Origin of the sequence: Peribacillus sp. YIM B13482 (genome assembly GCF_042787975.1) — a bacterium.
Lineage (GTDB): Bacteria > Bacillota > Bacilli > Bacillales > DSM-1321 > Peribacillus > Peribacillus simplex_A.
Genome location: NZ_JBHZPF010000008.1, coordinates 80,746 through 98,797, shown reverse-complemented (window position 1 = coordinate 98,797; position 18,052 = coordinate 80,746). Strand labels below are relative to the sequence as shown.

Here is an 18,052-nt window from a genome sequence, read left to right as displayed (position 1 = left end):
ATACTCAATCCGGATTATATCCGGTGGCAGTTAAAGTGGGGTTAAGGTGATTAAATGGCTAATGATCAAATATTGACTGCCGAGCAGGTTGTAGAACGGGCCAGCTTATATCTTCAGCCGGAAGAAGCTGAATTTATTCATAGAGCGTTTAAGTATGCAGAGTATTCTCACCGGGAACAATTCCGTAAATCGGGGGAGCCGTATATTATTCATCCGATTCAAGTGGCGGGCATTCTTGCTGATCTAGAAATGGACCCTGCAACTATTGCGGCAGGTTTTTTACATGATGTTGTTGAAGACACGGAGATCACTCTGAAGGATATTGAAGAGAATTTCAGTCCTGAAGTCGCCATGCTCGTAGATGGCGTGACCAAATTAGGGAAAATCAAGTATAAATCACAACAAGAGCAACAGGCGGAAAACCATCGGAAAATGTTCGTGGCGATGGCCCAGGATATTAGGGTCATCTTGATCAAGCTTGCCGACAGACTGCACAATATGCGGACATTGAAGCATCTACCGCAGGAAAAGCAGAGAAGGATATCGAACGAGACGCTGGAAATCTTCGCACCCCTTGCCCATCGTCTTGGTATCAGTACGATTAAATGGGAACTTGAAGATACTGCACTAAGGTATTTGAATCCTCAGCAGTATTACCGAATCGTCAACCTGATGAAGAAAAAGCGTGCAGAACGTGAACAGTATCTGGAAGAAGTCATTGATGAAGTGCGTAAAAACGTTGAGGAAGTCAACATTAAGGCTGACCTTTCCGGCAGACCGAAACATATTTACAGCATTTATCGCAAAATGGCTTTGCAAAATAAGCAGTTCAGTGAAATTTATGATTTGCTTGCAGTCCGGATCGTCGTCAATAGCATAAAAGATTGCTATGCCGTTTTAGGGATCATCCATACATGCTGGAAGCCGATGCCTGGCCGATTTAAAGACTATATCGCCATGCCTAAGCCAAATATGTATCAATCGCTCCATACGACGGTGATCGGCCCGAAAGGCGATCCGCTGGAAGTGCAGATCCGCACTTCCGATATGCATCGCATTGCGGAGTTCGGGGTTGCCGCGCATTGGGCTTATAAAGAAGGAAAAGATGTAGGTGAACAGCCTTCATTAGAAGAAAAATTGACTTGGTTCCGGGAAATTCTTGAATTCCAGGATGATGCGACAAATGCCGAGGAATTCATGGAATCACTTAAAATTGATCTTTTTTCTGATATGGTATTCATTTTCACGCCAAAAGGCGATGTCATCGAACTTCCATCAGGATCCAACCCGATTGATTTCGCTTACAGGATTCACTCGGAAATCGGAAATAAAACGATCGGTTCCAAAGTGAACGGGAAAATGGTACCGCTGGATTATAAATTGAAAACTGGCGACATCATTGAAATCCTGACATCTAAGCATTCATATGGTCCAAGTCAGGACTGGCTTAAACTCACTCAAACATCTCAAGCGAAAAATAAGATCCGCCAATTTTTCAAAAAGCAGCGCCGCGAAGAAAATATCGAAAAGGGCAAAGAGCTTGTTGAAAAGGAAATCAAGGAAATGGAGTTCGATCTGAAAGAAATCCTTTCTGCCGAGAACATCAAGCGTGTTGCAGATAAATTCAATTTCCTGAATGAAGAAGATATGTATGCAGCAGTCGGGTATAACGGAATAACAGCACTTCAGGTGGCTAACCGCCTTACCGAAAAGTGGCGTAAGCAGAAAATGGTCGAGCAAGAAGCGGATATTTCAGAAGCGGTAGCCGATCTGAAAACCTTCTCCAATTCATCTAAAAAACGTGACTCAGGTGTAAGGGTACCGGGGATTGATAACCTGCTTATCCGTTTATCACGCTGTTGCAACCCAGTTCCAGGGGATGAAATCGTTGGTTATATAACCAAAGGCCGTGGAGTTTCAGTCCATAGGCAAGACTGCCCGAACCTGGAAAGCGGTGATTCCGATCATCGCCTCGTACCGGTTGAATGGGAAAGTACGATTAACGAACGCAAGGAATACATCGTTGAAATTGAAATCAGCGGGTATGACCGTCGCGGCTTATTAAACGAAGTGCTGCAAGCCGTCAATGAAACCAAGACCAACATTTCAGCGGTCTCGGGTAAATCCGACAGGAATAAGGTGGCGACCATTCACATGTCGATTTATATTCATAACATTGCCCATTTACAAAAGGTCGTTGACCGTATCAAACAAATTTCAGATGTTTATTCCGTTAGACGGATAATGAACTAAGGGGTTTTTATTACCATGCGTGTAGTTTTACAACGTTCCAAAGCCGCCAAAGTCGTTGTCGCAGACCAAATAATCGGTCAAATCGACAGCGGGCTCGTTCTGTTGGTTGGTGTCACCCATGGAGATACCATCGATGACGCCGCATATTTGGCCGATAAGATTGTCAATCTCAGAATATTTGAAGATGAAAATGAAAAGATGAACCACTCACTATTGGATGTGGGAGGTTCGGTTTTATCAGTTTCGCAATTCACCCTATATGGCGATTGCCGTAAAGGCCGTCGACCGAACTTCATGGACGCCGCCCGTCCTGAAGAGGCGAATCAAATATATGAAGCATTTAACGAGGAACTCCGGAATAAAGGCGTCCATACGGAAACAGGTCAATTCGGTGCCATGATGGACGTTCAGCTTACTAATGATGGTCCCGTTACATTAATACTGGAAAGCAAAAAATAACCTGCTGCGGCAGGTTTTTTGTTTTTAGTCAATCAGTACGGACGAAATGAAAAGCCAGCTTCGATGGGAAGCTGGCTTGTCTTTATTTGAAATATCGCGCCAATCCATTATAAATGGCTGATGTGATTTTTTCTTGATACTCATTTGATGATAACGTCAATTCTTCCACTGGATTACTTAAATAACCTAGTTCTATAAGTGTAGCTACCCGTTTGTTTTCCCTGATAACATGAAAATCCCCGTATCGTGATCCGCGGTTTGGCACCTGCATGGTGGAACCGAGTGAATTGGCCAGTGTAGTGGCCAATGAACGTTGGTAGCCATGATAGTAGTATGTTGTTATCCCGCTGGTGATCTGGTCCTTGGTGCTATCATAATGGAGGCTGATGAAAGCATCCGCGTTATGGATATGTGAAGTGCCGACCCGGGAAGGGAGCGGAACATAGGTATTGCCGCTTCTGGTCAATATCACTTTGGCCCCTGCAGCCTGAAGTTTGTCACGCAGCAACTCGGCCGTCCGGATCGTCAGGTTTTTCTCAAGAGTGCCACCGACCCCTACTGTACCGCTATCTCTGCCGCCATGGCCAGGATCGATAACGATTGTTTTATCCTTTAAATATTTTTCAACCCCAGGGCGTTGGATCTGCTCGGAATTCCCTTCGACCGTCACGATCCACCCCGCAACATAAGCGGTTTTCCCGTTATTTAGTTTAATCGAATACCAATCGCCTTCCATGCCTGTTGCGGAGAATGTTTCACCTTCATTGACCTGCTTTACGATTTCCGAGTTGCCATCAGGCTCACTTCTAAAAATCGTTCCATCATGAATGATGGTAATCTTGTTTCCCTTTGCCTCAATCCTTTCTTCCTTTGGCGTTTGTTCAACATTCTCTTTTTCCAAGTACCAACTCACGACCCAGCCCTTTTTTGAACCGGAAAGCTGGATCTGCGTCATTTTTCCCTTTGTTTGTAAGACGGCGTAAGTCTCATCCTTGTTCACCGAACCGATGACCTTGCTGTTTAGAGATGCATCTTTCCGCACATTTAAACCCGTAGCGGTCACCCTTGCAGTGGCTCCTGCCGTATTGATTTTCGAATCACCTTTATCTTGGCTTATTTGTATGTAAGGTTCAGCTACCCAGCCGCGGACTCCTTGGAAATCAATTTCGGCCCACTCATTTTCAATGCGATAAACGGTCACTGACGTATTTTTATTCAGCTTTCCTAGCGTTGCGCTGCTTCTCGATGGTTCCGAACGGACATTGAGCCGGTCCACCAAAGTGACACCTGTTTTTACGGAGTGGTTCGTTGCTTCTTTTTCCTTGGTTGAGCCTTTCTTCGCTGCATCCCCGGAAGCGGCGGGAAGCTTAAGATAATCAGAAGAGACCCAGCCTTCAAGATCCGTTGTTTTGACTTTTATCCAATTTTCATTCTTTTCAATGATGTCGACAGCTGTTCCTTTATTCAAAGAGCCAACCGTTTGAAATGTTGTACCGGGACCTGTACGGACGCGGACGGAGCTGCCTGAGATCATTCCTTGTCCGGATTCCTTTTTGACCAGGTTGGTGTCCGAATCCGACGTTCTTTCCACTAGCCAATTGGCGACCCAGCCAGTTTTACCGATGCCCATCCGGATTTCGATCCAGTCGCCATCTTCCTTCAGGATTGGATAGGATTCCCCTTTTGCCAGTTTTTTTACGATAGGGAAACTGAGACCCGCGCCTTCACGGACATTGACCACTTTGGACGTCACGATAATTTCCCCTTCATCTTTTCCAAAAGCGTGATCGATGGGGAAAATTGCTGCCATAATCAGCATTAGGATCAGGCCGAATAAACCCGATTTCTTCTTCATAAGTTGTCTCTCCCTTTTAACGTCTATATGTATGTATTCTCGTTCAACAAAAATTTTCCTCTTTCCCTGTGCAAAAAACATTTTTTTTAGGAAAGAATAAAGCTTATATAACACTAGGAGGGAACCACATGAAATTCAGCGAAAAAAATCAAACGAGCTTAAGCGGGGGCAATCAAGTATTAGGTGTCGATTTTCACGATTTCATCCAGAAGGAACAAAGCTCAAACCTTGTTGAATTGGCATCCGAATACGGAGTCAATGTCAGGACGATCAAAAATTCGAAAAAACATTTTAACCAATAAAACGCGACAAAATACTGAAGCCTGCCTTGACATTTGAAGTTAACGTCCGTATGATTATAAAATATCAGACTTATTACTGCAATAACCAATGATGGAGAAGAGTAATTAAGAAACACATGGAAAGAGAGGAAATGCCGAGGCTGAAAGCATTCCACATGATGACTTAATGAAAGAACCCTCCGTAGGCTTCACTCCGAACGGATTTTTTCTTAATAGGAGATGGACGTAAAACAGGCGTTAACTGTTTTTGAGCGGGGGCACTTATTTTTTGTGCTTCAACTAGGGTGGCACCACGGGATATCCAAACTCTCGTCCCTTGTAACGGATAAGTTACAAGGGACGGGAGTTTTTTGTTTGGAAAAAATCAGTATAGCGCCGTATCAGAAAGGGCGCCTTGCTTTTAAGGAGGAAATAATATGTCTATTCAGATTCCTAGAGGTACCCAGGATTTATTGCCTGGACAAACGGAAATTTGGCAGTATATCGAAAAGACAGCGCGTGAGATTTGTCACCGTTATCAATATAAAGAAATCCGTACACCAATTTTTGAGCACACGGAATTATTTTTACGGGGTGTAGGGGATACAACCGATATCGTACAAAAAGAGATGTATTCATTTCAAGATCGCGGTGAAAGGAATTTAACCCTTCGTCCGGAAGGCACCGCATCAGTTGTACGGTCTTATATCGAGAACAAAATGTTCGGGTGGACCAATCAGCCGGTCAAGCTTTATTATATCGGGCCGATGTTCCGTTACGAACGTCCACAAGCAGGCCGCTTCCGTCAGTTCGTTCAATTCGGCATCGAGGCCTTAGGAAGTAAGGATCCCGGAATTGATGCAGAGGTTTTGTCACTTGCGATGAACCTGTACAAAGAACTTGGATTGAAAAAGCTGAAACTTGTGATCAACAGCCTTGGTGATAAGGAAAGCCGGACAGCGCATCGGAATGCATTAATCAAACATTTCGAACCTCGTATTGGCGAGTTTTGCCGTGATTGTCAAAATCGTCTGGAAAAAAACCCATTGCGTATCCTGGATTGCAAAAAAGATCACGATCACGAATTGATGAACACGGCGCCATCCATCATTGAATATTTAAATGATGAATCCCGTATTTATTTCGAAAAGGTTAAACAGCATCTTACGGACTTGGAAATCGAATTCGTCGAGGATCCGACGCTAGTGCGGGGCTTGGATTACTATAATCATACTGCTTTTGAAATCATGAGTGATGCAGAGGGCTTTGGCGCCATTACAACACTTTGCGGAGGCGGCCGATATAACGGGCTGGCTGAAGAACTTGGCGGACCGGAAACACCCGGAATCGGCTTTGCGCTTAGCATTGAACGCCTGATTGCAGCACTGCAAGCAGAAAACATCGAGCTTCCGATCAAAAAGGGTATTGACTGCTATCTTGTTTCATTAGGTGAAGCGGCCAAGGATTATACCGTCAAACTTGCCCATCAATTGCGGAATGCCGGTTTTACTGTCGAAAAAGACTATCAAGACCGTAAAGTGAAAGCTCAATTCAAATCAGCCGACCGTCTCGAAGCGAGATATGTGGCGACACTCGGTGAAGAGGAATTGGCAAATAATAAAATCAACGTGAAGTTCATGGAAACCGGTGAACAAGTCCAAATGGATCTTGCCACATTCGTTGAACAATTCAAAAAGCTACAGGCTTAAGGGGGAAATACCATGTTTGGCAGAACATACTTCAATGGTGAAGTGACAGAAGCAGCTATTGGTGAAAAAGTAACATTAAAAGGATGGGTACAAAAACGTCGGGATTTGGGCGGGGTCATCTTTATCGACCTGCGTGACAGAAGCGGAGTCGTCCAAGTCGTTTTCAATCCGGACATTTCGGCAGAAGCCTTGGCCACAGCTGAAAAGATCCGTAATGAATATGTCCTTGATATCCAAGGGACAGTCATCAAACGTGAGGAAGCCAACTTCAACCCGAATGTAACAACAGGTACGGTCGAAGTTCAAGCCGAAAACGTTACAATTTTAAATGAAGCGAAAACCCCTCCGTTCATCATTGATGAAAGAACGGATGTTTCTGAAGATATCCGCTTGAAATACCGTTATTTGGACTTGCGCCGTCCAGCGATGTTCGAAACGCTGAAAATGCGTAACCAAACAACAAAAGCAATCCGTGATTACTTGGACGGTGAAGGCTTCCTGGATATCGAAACACCTATCTTAACGAAAAGCACACCTGAAGGAGCGCGTGATTACTTAGTGCCTAGCCGTGTACACGAAGGTGAGTTCTATGCACTTCCACAGTCACCGCAAATCTTCAAGCAGCTATTGATGGTATCCGGTTTCGAACGTTATTATCAAATTGCCCGCTGTTTCCGTGATGAAGATTTACGTGCCGACAGACAGCCTGAATTCACGCAAATCGATATTGAAACAAGCTTCATGAGCCAAGAAGATATCATTAACACCGCAGAAAACATGATGGCTAAAGTGATGAAAGACGTAAAAGGGCTTGACGTAACACTGCCATTCCCTAGAATGACATACTTTGAAGCGATGGGCCGTTACGGTTCCGACAAACCGGATACACGTTTCGGAATGGAACTTAAAGATGTCTCTGAAATCGTCAAAGACAGTGATTTCAAAGTATTCACCGGAGCTATTGCAAACGGCGGACAAGTTAAAGCGATCGTCGTTAAGGACGGAAATGCAGATTATTCCCGTAAAGATATTGATGGATTGGCTGAATTTGCAGCGATTTACGGTGCAAAAGGCCTTGCATGGCTGAAAGTTGAAGAAGACGGAGTAAAAGGACCAATCGCTAAATTCTTCGCGGAAGATCAACAGCAATTAGTATCCGTATTGGAAGCTGAAGTGGGCGATCTAATCTTATTCGTTGCAGATAAGAAAGGCGTAGTCGCTGATGCACTTGGAGCACTTCGCAACAAGCTTGGTAAAGAAAGAGGCTTGATTGATCAAAGCAAATTCAACTTCCTATGGGTGACGGACTGGCCATTATTTGAATATGACGAAGAAGAAGGACGCTACTATGCAGCACACCATCCATTCACAATGCCATTCCGTGAAGACATGGACAAACTGGAATCAGACCCAGCAAGCGTCCGTGCACAAGCATATGACCTTGTCTTGAACGGCTACGAACTTGGCGGCGGATCACTGCGTATTTACGAACGCGACGTTCAGGAAAAAATGTTCAAAGTCCTTGGATTCTCTGAAGAAGAAGCAAACGCACAATTCGGCTTCCTAATGGATGCATTCGAATACGGAACGCCACCACACGGCGGAATCGCCCTTGGATTGGACCGTATGGTCATGCTGCTTGCTGGCCGCACGAACCTTCGAGACACCATCGCGTTCCCGAAAACAGCAAGCGCAAGCGACCTGCTGGTTGACGCACCAAGTGCTGTAAGTGACAAGCAATTGGCCGAACTTAGCCTAAGGCTTGCTGCACTAAAAAAATAATCAATCTGACAAAAATATGAAAAAATACCTAGATGGTTTCTCTTGAAACAGAGTTAAGCATTATGATATGATGTTTTCAACAAGTAAGAGTCCTGATGTGTTCGTTCTTTAACCTATAAGTTTTGACCGAACACTTATAGTTACCGGGAGCACTAGTTTCCTGGCCGCGTAAATGCCTCCCTCGAAGAGGACTTACAAACGCGAGGAACCGAGCACCCACCTGCGGAGAGCGGGTTCAAAACAAAGGCGTAAACGGCACAATTGGGACTCTTACACCTTACAAAGCAACTCATGTTAAATAAACATGGGTTTTTTTGTGCGTTAAAATTGTGAAGAATGGTAACTTACAAGTAAATGGGGTAAATTCACGAGTAAAAGGGGTGAATACGAGTAAAGGGTGTGAATTCACGAGTAAATGGCATGAATTCACGAGTAAATGGCATGAATTCACGAGTAAATGGTGCAAACTCACGAGTAATGGAGTGAAATTACGAGTAAAAGGCATGAATTTACGAGTAATGGCGTGAACCCGCAAGTAATGGCGTGAACTCACGAGTAATGGCATGAATTCACGAGTAAAAGGTGTGAATTCACGAGTAATGGAGTGAAATTACGAGTAAATGGGCATGAATTCACGAGTAAAAGGTGTGAATTCACGAGTAAATGGCATGAATACGAGTAAAGGGCATGAACTTACGAGTAAAAGGCTTGAATTCACGAGTAAATGGTGCAAACTCACGAGTAAAAGGGGTGAACTCACGAGTAATGGCATGAATTCACGAGTAAAAGGTGTGAACTCACGAGTAATGGAGTGAAATTACGAGTAAATGGCATGAAATTACGAGTAATGGCGTGAACCCGCAAGTAATGGCGTGAACTCACGAGTAATGGCATGAATTCACGAGTAAATGGTGTGAATACGAGTAAAGGGCATGAACTTACGAGTAAAAGGCTTGAATTCACGAGTAAATGGTGCAAACTCACGAGTAAAAGGGGTGAATTCACGAGTAAATGGGGTGGATTCACGAGTAATGGTGCAAACTCACGAGTAATGGAGTGAAATTACGAGTAAAGAGCATGATTTTACAGTAAAAAGGGGTGAATTCTCGACCGAATAAAAAAAATACATGAGTTTAGGAACAAATCTCACGAATTAAACAGAGTAAACTCAGAGTAAAATGCTGATTTTTAGTTTCCCAGCAGGAAAAAAGGTTTTAATAAAGAAGCTAAAAAAGAAGGAGTTGACGAATGAATGCTAAAACCGTGTGAAAAGCCTATGAAAATGCTCAAACTGGAGGCATTAAGCAGGAGGCTAACATCAAACCATCCAAAACAGGAACAGATAAGGAACGATTTCCGAAAAATTCGAACAGGGTTTAACGGGGAGCGGAGTATTGGAAATGAGTTGAAGGATCTTCCAAAAGAATATCGAGTATTACATGATTTGAGGTTAAGTCACGATGGGAGCCGTTATTTTCAAATGGATTTCCTTATTATCACCCGGAATTACTGTATCATCATCGAAGTGAAAAACTTTGCGGGAATGCTCTATTTTGATCGCTCTTATCCTCAATTGATTCGGACAAAAGATGGGCAGGAACAAGCTTATCTGGATCCATTAATTCAAGTGGATGTGCAAAAATCCTGCTTAATGGATTGGCTCACTCTTCATAACTTTCCCTCGCTACCGATTGAAACGCTCATTGCAAATGCAAACTCGAATACCATCATAAGGACTACCCCAGGTTTTACCCCCATTTTCAAAAAAATCACGGGAAAAGAAACTCTGATTTCCAAGATTCATACCATTGAAGAAAAGTATCCTTCTGCGCAGTTGACCCAAAGGCAGAGCAATAAACTATCGAACACATTGCTGCAAAAAAATACCCCATATGATCCGGATATACTCGAATGGTATCAAATTGATGTGAAAGATCTGCTAAATAGCGTTCAATGCCCTGATTGTTCAGCTCTTCATATGCAATATCACTGGGGCAAATGGTCATGTGGTCAATGTTCTTACGCCTCCAAGGATGCCCACATTCAAACTCTTCGTGATTATGCCCTCCTCATAGAGCCCAAAATTACGAATCAACAAGCACGGCTTTTATTACAAATAGATTCAATTGATATCATGCAACGAATGCTATCTGCTCTTGAATTGCCCTATTTGGGACAATATAAAAATAGAGTATATAGACTTGATGGATTAATTCACGAGTAAAGCGCCTAAACTCACGAGTAAACGCTCTAAATTCACGAGTAAAGAGCCCAAATTCACGAGTAAAGCGCCTAAACTCACGAGTAAACGCTCTAAATTCACGAGTAAAGAGCCCAAACTCACGAGTAAACGCCCTAAACCCAAGAGTAAAGCGCCCAAACTCACGAGTAAACGCCCCAAACCCAAGAGTAAAGCGCCCAAACTCACGAGTAAACGCCCTAAACTCATGACCAAACCCAATTTCTCTCGAGTAAGTCTCCATTATTCTCGAATACAACTTAAATATCCCCATTTAAGTAACATTCCGCAATATAGATTCGTAAATTATAGTAAGATTGAAATAATAATTAGCCAAGGATAGAAAGTAGTGAGAGCTTTGAAGGATTTATTGAATGCAAAGAGGAAGGAAATGCTTCAATTAGTGGAGCAGCTAGTGAATATAGATAGTGGTTCTCATACGAAAAAGGGCATTGATGAAATTGGTTCGATTTTAAAAACGAAATTTGAAAGCTTGGATTTTATTGTGGATACGGTTGAGCAGCAGAAGTATGGCAATCAGCTGGTCATCCAGCATCGTGACGCGCATCAGCCGCATATTGTAGTCGTCGCACATATGGATACGGTTTTTCCTGAAGGGACAGCCCAAAAACGTCCTTTTAAAGTGAAGGGAAATCGGGCTTACGGTCCTGGTGTTGCTGATATGAAGGCTAGTTTGGTTTTGCTTTTTTATGCGATCCTTTGTTTGAAACAATCGGGGCAGACAGGCTATAAGCATATCCAAATCATTCTCAATAGTGATGAAGAGATCGGGTCTCCGTCGTCCGCTTCACTTATATCGGAAAAGGCGGCTGATAAGAAGTTCGCGTTAATTCTTGAACCGGCAAGGGCGGATGGTTCACTGGTCACGGAAAGAAGGGGCTGCGGACAATTTAAGGTGGATGTAGTGGGGGTGGCCGCCCATGCAGGGATCGAACCGGAAAAGGGTCGAAGTGCAATTGAAGAATTGGCTCATAAGATCATCGCCTTACACCAATTGAATGATCCAAAGAAAGGAATCAGCGTTAATGTCGGCATGATTGAAGGAGGTTCTGCTGTCAATACCATCGCTTCCCATGCAGCCGCTTATGTGGATGTGCGGATCTCTGAAAAAAAGCAAGAAGGCATCATCCTCAAACAATTGAAAAAAATCTGCGCGGAAACCTATATTCCAGGGACGAAAACGGTATTAAGCGGGAAAATGGACCGGTCTCCCATGGAAAAGAACGAGAAAACGAACTTGCTTTTAGAGACGATCCGTCAGTCTGGGAAGGAGATTGGCATCCAAATCACGGATATGGCCACTGGTGGAGGATCGGATGCTTCTTTTACTTCTGAATTGGGTATAGCGACAGTGGATGGACTCGGGCCCATTGGAGGGGATGCACATAGTGATGAGGAGTATTTGGATATTCCCAGCCTGACAGAACGGACTCTCCTGCTGGCTACCATCCTTCAAAAATTATCGAAAATGACCTAGTACATTAATTCCGATTAGACTGCTTATATTTCGCTTGTCATAAATGATGTTTATGATATATTGTTAAATGGGAAGCTAAATAAGAACAGAATTTATTGGAGTTGAATATATATGCTGCATCAGTTTTCACGAAATGAATTAGCAATTGGCAAGGAAGGCATCGATATACTGAAAAACACGACCGTTGCTGTCCTGGGTGTGGGGGGCGTAGGTTCTTTTTCAGCTGAAGCATTGGCACGCACGGGTGTCGGCCGTATTATTCTTGTGGATAAGGACGATGTCGACATAACTAATGTAAACAGGCAGATTCATGCACTATTATCAACAGTCGGTCAACCGAAAGCGGAATTGATGAAAAATCGCATTCAAGACATCAATCCCGACTGCGAAGTGATCGCTCTTAAAATGTTCTATACAGAAGAAACGTTTGAGGAATTCTTCAGTTATGGCCTGGATTATGTCATTGATGCATCCGATACGGTCATTTATAAGATGCATGTGATGAAGGAATGCCTGAAACGGAATATCAAGGTGATTTCAAGCATGGGGGCCGCTAATAAAATGGATCCTACGCGTTTCCAAATTGCCGATATCTCCAAAACGCATACAGATCCGCTTGCAAAGGTCATTCGTACTAGATTGCGTAAAGAAGGCATCACAAAGGGAATTCCCGTCGTCTTCTCGGACGAAAGCCCGATTGTCATTCGTGAGGATGTCCGGAAAGAAGTCGGCAATGATGAGGCAAAAATCCGTAAAGCCCAAATGCCGCCATCTTCGAATGCTTTCGTACCATCTGTAGCGGGCTTAATTGCGGCAAGCTGGGTAATCAATGATATTTTAAAAGACATTGAAGTTCGCCGTGTAAATGATTGATAATAAGTTGACTGACTCTATACGGGGTCAGTTTTTTTGTCGAAAAAGCATATATTTCCTTATAATAACTTTTTTATCCATATCTTATAGACGGGGTCGAAAGAATGAGATAAAATATTTTCAGAATATTTTTTTTATTCAGATATCATTTTTACTTAAAAGAACATACAAAACAAGGGGGTTTCAAATGAAGAATAAAAAGCTGGCAGGAGTGTTTCTATCGCTTTCATTGGTTGCAGGGGCGCTCGCAGGCTGTGGTGGCGACTTGAAAACCAGCAGTTCAGGCGGGAGTTCATCCAAATCGGGTGACACAATCAAAATTGGGGCCAACCTTGAATTGTCCGGAGGTACGGCATCATTCGGCCAATCGGCCGCAGACGGTTTGAAACTGGCCATCGATGAAATTAATAAAGAGGGCATCAACGGTAAGAAACTGGAAATCGTTAAGGTTGATAACAAATCAGATGCAGCAGAAGCTACAAGCGGTTCGATTAAGTTAGTCAGTCAGGACAAGGTTGTTGCTGTAGTCGGATCAGCGACAAGCACAAATACCTTGGCACAGGTTCAGGTCGCACAGGATAATAAAGTTCCTCTACTTACACCAACTGCAACAAATCCCGACATCACCAATAAAGCTGGAAAGCTGAATGATTATGTGTTCAGAACTTGCTTTATCGATCCATTCCAAGGTACGGTTGCAGCCAATTTCGCATCCGACGAAATAGGGGCGAAGACGGCTGCGATCTATGTGGACAGCGCAAGTGATTATTCTAAAGGGTTGGCCGCAGCTTTTAAAGAAGCGTTCACTGCCAAGGGCGGTAAAATCGTTGCAGAAGAAGCTTATGTTACAAAAGATACTGATTTCCGCTCTACATTGACAAGGATCAAATCCGCAAAACCAGAGTTCGTTTTCCTTCCTGGTTATTATGAAGAAGTCGGATTGATCTTAAAGCAGGCCCGTGAGGACGGGATGGACCTTCCGTTCATGGGCGGAGACGGCTGGGATTCCCCGAAGGTCGTTGAAATTGCCGGAGCGGAGGCGTTAAAAAATACCTATATTACGAATCACTATTCCCCAGAAGATGAAGATCCAAAAATTCAGGATTTCGTTGCAGCCTTCAAAAAGGAATACAATAAAACACCGGATGCTTTTGCCGCACTTGGCTATGATACTGGGTACTACCTGGCAGATGCCATCAAAAGGTCTGGAGATGCCTCTCCCGAAAAAATCAGACAAGCGTTGGAAGAAGTCAAAGATCTTAAATTAGTTTCCGGAACGCTGAACCTTGATGAAAATCATGATCCGATCAAATCGGCGACCATTTTGGAATATGTAGATGGCAAACAAACATTCAAGACAAAAATCAATCCATAATACCTTATGTGGATAGGGGGCAGCACCCCCTATTCTATATTCACTTAAATAACGCCTTATCGGGGAGAGTGGAATATGGAACTGATTCAGCAATTGGTAAATGGCATTTCACTCGGCAGCATTTATGCATTGATTGCGCTGGGCTATACGATGGTATATGGGATCGTCAAGCTGATAAACTTCGCCCATGGCGACGTATTCATGGTTGGTTCATTTGTAGGGTTTTACGCCATTACTGTTATGGACTTATCCTTCATCCCGGCTTTATTGATTTCGATGGTCACTTGTGCCATCTTTGGCGTTTTAATTGAACGGATCGCTTATAAACCCCTTCGTAATGCAACACGGATTGCGGCCTTGATAACGGCCATCGGTGTTTCCCTTCTGATAGAAAATGGGCTGATTTACATCCGGGGCGCCCAGCCGGAAGCCTATCCAAATAATGTCCTTCCGATGGATAAACTCGATATATTCGGCGTTTCCATCAGCAGTCAATCGATATTGATCTTATCTGTATCCATCATTTTAATGATCATCCTACAATTCGTTGTCCATAAAACCAAAATCGGCAAAGCGATGCGTGCCGTTTCATTCGATTCCGAAGCGGCTAAGCTTATGGGAATCAATGTGAATCATACGATTTCAGCTACCTTCGCCATAGGCTCGGCCCTGGCAGGTGCGGCCGGTGTCATTTTTGGAATCTACTATATAAAAATCGAGCCGTTGATGGGCGTCCTTCCTGGCCTTAAAGCGTTTGTGGCCGCGGTACTTGGCGGTATCGGCATCATTCCGGGAGCGATGGTCGGCGGACTGCTGCTTGGAGTCATCGAGGCCTTGGTCAGTGCAGCCGGTTACTCTTTATGGCGCGATGGTGTGGCTTTCATCGTTCTTATCTTAATTTTGATTTTCTTGCCGCAGGGTCTATTCGGTAAAAATAAAAGAGAAAAAGTATAGGGGAGACAAAGCGATGACTACTTTAAAGAATTCAAGGGGTTTTTGGCTCTCGATCGTGCTCGCACTCATTTTTTTCGGAATCATGCAGGTCACCATTTCAAACGGTATGCTCAATCCATTTTATATCAACACACTCATGTTCATCGGCATCAATATCATGCTGGCGACGAGCCTTCATTTAATCATCGGTATAACCGGGCAGTTCTCTATCGGACATGCAGGCTTTTTAGCGGTAGGGGCCTATGCTTCGGCAGTCATGACGATGAAGCTGGAACTTCCTTTCATCATGGCTGTATTGGCTGGGGGCATCATCGCTGCCGTTGCCGGTATGGTGATCGGGATACCGAGCCTACGCCTGAAGGGGGATTACTTGGCGATCGCAACACTTGGTTTTGGGGAAATTGTCCGGATAATCCTTTTGAATATTGAATATGTAGGCGGGGCAAGCGGAATGCAGGTATCTCATCTGACCACATGGCCATGGGTATTTGCCTGTGTCATGATCACCATCATAGTCATCCGGAATTTTACCAATTCGACTCATGGACGTGCATGCATATCCGTAAGGGAAGATGAAACGGCGGCAGATTCGATGGGAATCAATACGACCTATTATAAGGTGGCGGCTTTCGTCATCGGAGCTTTTTTTGCCGGAGTTGCAGGATCGCTTTATGCCCATAATTTCTATATTATCCAGCCATCGAATTTCGGTTTCCTAAAATCCTTCGATATTCTGATTTTCGTTGTACTTGGCGGTCTGGGAAGTTTATCAGGTTCGGTTTTGGCAGCCATTTTACTGACGATCGTGACGACATTCCTTCAGGATTATCCGGAAACGAGGATGATCATATACAGTCTTGTCCTGATCTTGATGATGATTTTCCGCCCGCAGGGTTTAATGGGAACAAGGGAAATCACGGCACTGTTCACACATAAGAAAACGAATGGGGGCAAAAAGGATGGAAGCCACAATACCGTTGCTTAAAGTAGATTCGGTGGGTATCCGTTTTGGCGGGTTGAAAGCCGTGTCAGATGTGAACGTTGAATTATTTCCAGGGGAACTTGTTGGCCTTATCGGACCGAATGGAGCTGGAAAAACGACATTCTTCAACTTGTTGACGGGTGTTTATGTCCCTACAGAAGGGACGATTGCCTTGAATGGGGAAAATCTAAAAAAGCAGCCGCCTTATAAAATTACCCGGAAAGGGATTTCGAGGACCTTTCAAAATATCCGCCTCTTCAGTGAGCTATCCGTGATCGATAATGTGAAGGTGGCTTACCACTCGCTCGCCAAGCATATGATTCCAAGTTCCATATTCCGGTTGCCTGGACATTTTTCCGGAGAAAAGGAGATGGATGAAAAGGCGTTGGAATTCTTGAGGATTTTCAACCTTGACCATTTTAAGGATGAAAAGGCGAAGAATCTGCCATACGGACAGCAAAGGCGGCTGGAAATTGCACGTGCTCTCGCCGCAAACCCGAAACTGCTTTTACTGGACGAACCCGCAGCAGGGATGAATCCGCATGAAACGAAAGAATTGATGAATCTCATTGCTTTTATCCGGAAGGAATTCAACCTTACCGTATTGCTCATTGAGCATGATATGTCACTGGTCATGGGGGTATGCGAACGGATTTACGTGCTCGATCATGGACAGCTCATCGCTCACGGAAAGCCGGAAGAAATCCGCAATGATCCAAAAGTTATCGAGGCGTATCTGGGCGAGGAGGTTTCATGATGCTGAAAATAGAGGACATCAATGTTTATTACGGCAATATCCAAGCATTAAAAGGTGTTTCAATGGAGATTAACGAAGGGGAGATCGTGACTTTGATCGGAGCGAATGGAGCGGGAAAAAGCACGTTGCTCAAAACGATTTCCGGGCTGTTAAAACCAAAGCAGGGAAAAGTTCTGTTCGAAGGCGATCCGATTGGAGGAGAGGCAGCACAGTCCATCGTGAAAATGGGCATTTCCCATGTACCTGAAGGCCGCCGTGTCTTTGCCAACATGACGGTTGCCGAAAACCTCGAGCTTGGGGCCTATTTGCGAAAGGACAAGGAAGGCATTAATAAAGATATGGAAAGGGTCCATGAGTTATTTCCGAGGCTGCTGGAGAGAATCAAACAGCAGGCTGGCACGCTTTCGGGAGGGGAACAGCAGATGCTTGCAATGGGTCGGGCCCTAATGGCGAAGCCCCGTTTATTACTGCTCGATGAACCTTCGATGGGCCTTGCGCCTCTGCTGGTGAAGCAAATATTCAACATCATCCAGGAAATCAATGAGGCTGGCACCACGATCCTTTTGGTCGAGCAAAATGCCAATCTCGCTTTATCTATTGCAGATCGGGCCTATGTCGTTGAAACGGGGCGGATCGTCCTCTCGGGCAATGCCGAGGAACTCACTTCAAGTGAAGAGATTAAATTGGCTTATTTAGGAGGACACTGAACCGCCGTTTGGCGGTTTTTTTGTGGGGAATTGAAGCTTGGGAGATGGGAAATATACAAGGTAGCTTAAAAATGGACAGGAGATTCATGCATGATTTTATGCATCCAAAATAGTATTATTCAATTTTGATATAGGAATTAAGACTAAAGAGAAGTGAAAAAACTGGGTTTAATTCCCTACCAGTATACTTGTATTTTGGTAAAAATGTAATTAATAGGATGGGTAAAATGAGAGAATGAATAAAATTTTTTGAGCAATAAATGAGGATTTTACAATTTCAATATAATTAAATTATCGGTTTTTTCTGAATATATCCATTGTTTTCGCA

17 protein-coding genes, 1 other RNA gene and 1 other annotated feature are annotated in these 18,052 nt (G+C 43.9%); of the genes, 17 read left to right on the top strand and 1 reads right to left on the bottom strand.

Annotation, left to right across the window (positions count from 1 at the left end; translation table 11 throughout):
• The first annotated feature begins 54 nt into the window (after positions 1–54).
• Complete coding sequence (locus tag ACFX4L_RS06805; protein WP_061464219.1) at positions 55–2,253, top strand: RelA/SpoT family protein; 2,199 nt, start codon at positions 55–57, stop codon at positions 2,251–2,253.
• A gap of 15 nt (positions 2,254–2,268) precedes the next feature.
• On the top strand, positions 2,269–2,712 hold the full coding sequence (dtd, locus tag ACFX4L_RS06800; RefSeq protein WP_284470117.1) for a D-aminoacyl-tRNA deacylase: 444 nt from the start codon (positions 2,269–2,271) through the stop codon (positions 2,710–2,712).
• Between the two features lie 82 nt (positions 2,713–2,794).
• Here dtd and ACFX4L_RS06795 read toward each other — a convergent pair whose 3' ends face one another.
• Entirely contained in the window at positions 2,795–4,567 is a 1,773-nt protein-coding gene (locus tag ACFX4L_RS06795) for an N-acetylmuramoyl-L-alanine amidase family protein (RefSeq protein ID WP_377404385.1), read from the bottom strand.
• Between the two features lie 128 nt (positions 4,568–4,695).
• Between ACFX4L_RS06795 and ACFX4L_RS06790 the strand changes: the two genes are divergently transcribed.
• From ACFX4L_RS06790 to ACFX4L_RS06720, 15 genes are all read left to right on the top strand, one after another.
• Complete coding sequence (locus ACFX4L_RS06790) at positions 4,696–4,869, top strand: hypothetical protein (protein WP_167555992.1); 174 nt, start codon at positions 4,696–4,698, stop codon at positions 4,867–4,869.
• A gap of 79 nt (positions 4,870–4,948) precedes the next feature.
• Positions 4,949–5,189 (top strand) — a binding site (T-box leader).
• Positions 5,190–5,285: 96 nt separating this feature from the next.
• A complete protein-coding gene (gene hisS, locus ACFX4L_RS06785) occupies positions 5,286–6,557 on the top strand; it encodes a histidine--tRNA ligase (RefSeq protein WP_377404382.1) in 1,272 nt (423 codons plus the stop codon).
• A 12-nt stretch (positions 6,558–6,569) separates the two neighbouring features.
• Positions 6,570–8,339: an aspartate--tRNA ligase gene (aspS, locus tag ACFX4L_RS06780; protein ID WP_284470120.1), complete on the top strand. Its 1,770-nt coding sequence runs from the start codon at positions 6,570–6,572 to the stop codon at positions 8,337–8,339.
• 86 nt (positions 8,340–8,425) lie between these two features.
• Positions 8,426–8,611, top strand: a non-coding RNA gene (gene ssrS, locus ACFX4L_RS06775) — 6S RNA.
• 57 nt (positions 8,612–8,668) lie between these two features.
• Positions 8,669–8,866, top strand: a complete 198-nt coding sequence (locus ACFX4L_RS06770) for a hypothetical protein (protein ID WP_377404378.1) — start codon at positions 8,669–8,671, stop codon at positions 8,864–8,866.
• A gap of 99 nt (positions 8,867–8,965) precedes the next feature.
• Positions 8,966–9,154, top strand: a complete 189-nt coding sequence (locus ACFX4L_RS06765) for a hypothetical protein (protein ID WP_377404375.1) — start codon at positions 8,966–8,968, stop codon at positions 9,152–9,154.
• Positions 9,155–9,231: 77 nt separating this feature from the next.
• Positions 9,232–9,399, top strand: a complete 168-nt coding sequence (locus tag ACFX4L_RS06760) for a hypothetical protein (protein WP_377404372.1) — start codon at positions 9,232–9,234, stop codon at positions 9,397–9,399.
• Between the two features lie 192 nt (positions 9,400–9,591).
• Positions 9,592–10,563, top strand: a complete 972-nt coding sequence (locus ACFX4L_RS06755) for an NERD domain-containing protein (protein ID WP_317776851.1) — start codon at positions 9,592–9,594, stop codon at positions 10,561–10,563.
• Between the two features lie 364 nt (positions 10,564–10,927).
• On the top strand, positions 10,928–12,076 hold the full coding sequence (locus ACFX4L_RS06750; RefSeq protein ID WP_309145491.1) for a M20 family metallopeptidase: 1,149 nt from the start codon (positions 10,928–10,930) through the stop codon (positions 12,074–12,076).
• 111 nt (positions 12,077–12,187) lie between these two features.
• Positions 12,188–12,949 carry a tRNA threonylcarbamoyladenosine dehydratase gene (locus ACFX4L_RS06745; protein ID WP_125160028.1) on the top strand — a complete coding sequence of 254 codons (762 nt, stop codon included), beginning with the start codon at positions 12,188–12,190 and terminating at the stop codon, positions 12,947–12,949.
• Between the two features lie 187 nt (positions 12,950–13,136).
• Positions 13,137–14,324, top strand: a complete 1,188-nt coding sequence (locus ACFX4L_RS06740; protein ID WP_377381085.1) for an ABC transporter substrate-binding protein — start codon at positions 13,137–13,139, stop codon at positions 14,322–14,324.
• 75 nt (positions 14,325–14,399) lie between these two features.
• Entirely contained in the window at positions 14,400–15,278 is an 879-nt protein-coding gene (locus ACFX4L_RS06735) for a branched-chain amino acid ABC transporter permease (protein ID WP_125160026.1), read from the top strand.
• Positions 15,279–15,291: 13 nt separating this feature from the next.
• Positions 15,292–16,263 (top strand): branched-chain amino acid ABC transporter permease, encoded by a 972-nt coding sequence (locus ACFX4L_RS06730; RefSeq protein WP_377404369.1) that lies wholly within the window; start codon positions 15,292–15,294, stop codon positions 16,261–16,263.
• On the top strand, positions 16,238–17,017 hold the full coding sequence (locus ACFX4L_RS06725) for an ABC transporter ATP-binding protein (RefSeq protein ID WP_089361629.1): 780 nt from the start codon (positions 16,238–16,240) through the stop codon (positions 17,015–17,017). Before ACFX4L_RS06730 ends, ACFX4L_RS06725 begins: the two co-directional genes overlap by 26 nt.
• Entirely contained in the window at positions 17,017–17,724 is a 708-nt protein-coding gene (locus ACFX4L_RS06720) for an ABC transporter ATP-binding protein (protein ID WP_377404366.1), read from the top strand. The genes ACFX4L_RS06725 and ACFX4L_RS06720 overlap by 1 nt, the downstream gene beginning before the upstream one ends.
• Positions 17,725–18,052 lie beyond the last annotated feature (328 nt).

Bases quoted from the DNA above. Each gene is read 5' to 3' on its own strand.
- ACFX4L_RS06760 (WP_377404372.1), top strand. From the start codon at position 9,232: ATGAATTCACGAGTAAATGGTGTGAATACGAGTAAAGGGCATGAACTT.
- ACFX4L_RS06725 (WP_089361629.1), top strand. From the start codon at position 16,238: ATGGAAGCCACAATACCGTTGCTTAAAGTAGATTCGGTGGGTATCCGT.
- ACFX4L_RS06790 (WP_167555992.1), top strand. From the start codon at position 4,696: ATGAAATTCAGCGAAAAAAATCAAACGAGCTTAAGCGGGGGCAATCAA.
- hisS (WP_377404382.1), top strand. From the start codon at position 5,286: ATGTCTATTCAGATTCCTAGAGGTACCCAGGATTTATTGCCTGGACAA.
- dtd (WP_284470117.1), top strand. From the start codon at position 2,269: ATGCGTGTAGTTTTACAACGTTCCAAAGCCGCCAAAGTCGTTGTCGCA.
- ACFX4L_RS06755 (WP_317776851.1), top strand. From the start codon at position 9,592: ATGCTAAAACCGTGTGAAAAGCCTATGAAAATGCTCAAACTGGAGGCA.
- ACFX4L_RS06740 (WP_377381085.1), top strand. From the start codon at position 13,137: ATGAAGAATAAAAAGCTGGCAGGAGTGTTTCTATCGCTTTCATTGGTT.
- ACFX4L_RS06805 (WP_061464219.1), top strand. From the start codon at position 55: ATGGCTAATGATCAAATATTGACTGCCGAGCAGGTTGTAGAACGGGCC.
- ACFX4L_RS06720 (WP_377404366.1), top strand. From the start codon at position 17,017: ATGCTGAAAATAGAGGACATCAATGTTTATTACGGCAATATCCAAGCA.
- ACFX4L_RS06745 (WP_125160028.1), top strand. From the start codon at position 12,188: ATGCTGCATCAGTTTTCACGAAATGAATTAGCAATTGGCAAGGAAGGC.
- aspS (WP_284470120.1), top strand. From the start codon at position 6,570: ATGTTTGGCAGAACATACTTCAATGGTGAAGTGACAGAAGCAGCTATT.
- ACFX4L_RS06795 (WP_377404385.1), bottom strand. From the start codon at position 4,567: ATGAAGAAGAAATCGGGTTTATTCGGCCTGATCCTAATGCTGATTATG.
- ACFX4L_RS06765 (WP_377404375.1), top strand. From the start codon at position 8,966: ATGAATTCACGAGTAAAAGGTGTGAATTCACGAGTAAATGGCATGAAT.
- ACFX4L_RS06735 (WP_125160026.1), top strand. From the start codon at position 14,400: ATGGAACTGATTCAGCAATTGGTAAATGGCATTTCACTCGGCAGCATT.
- ACFX4L_RS06730 (WP_377404369.1), top strand. From the start codon at position 15,292: ATGACTACTTTAAAGAATTCAAGGGGTTTTTGGCTCTCGATCGTGCTC.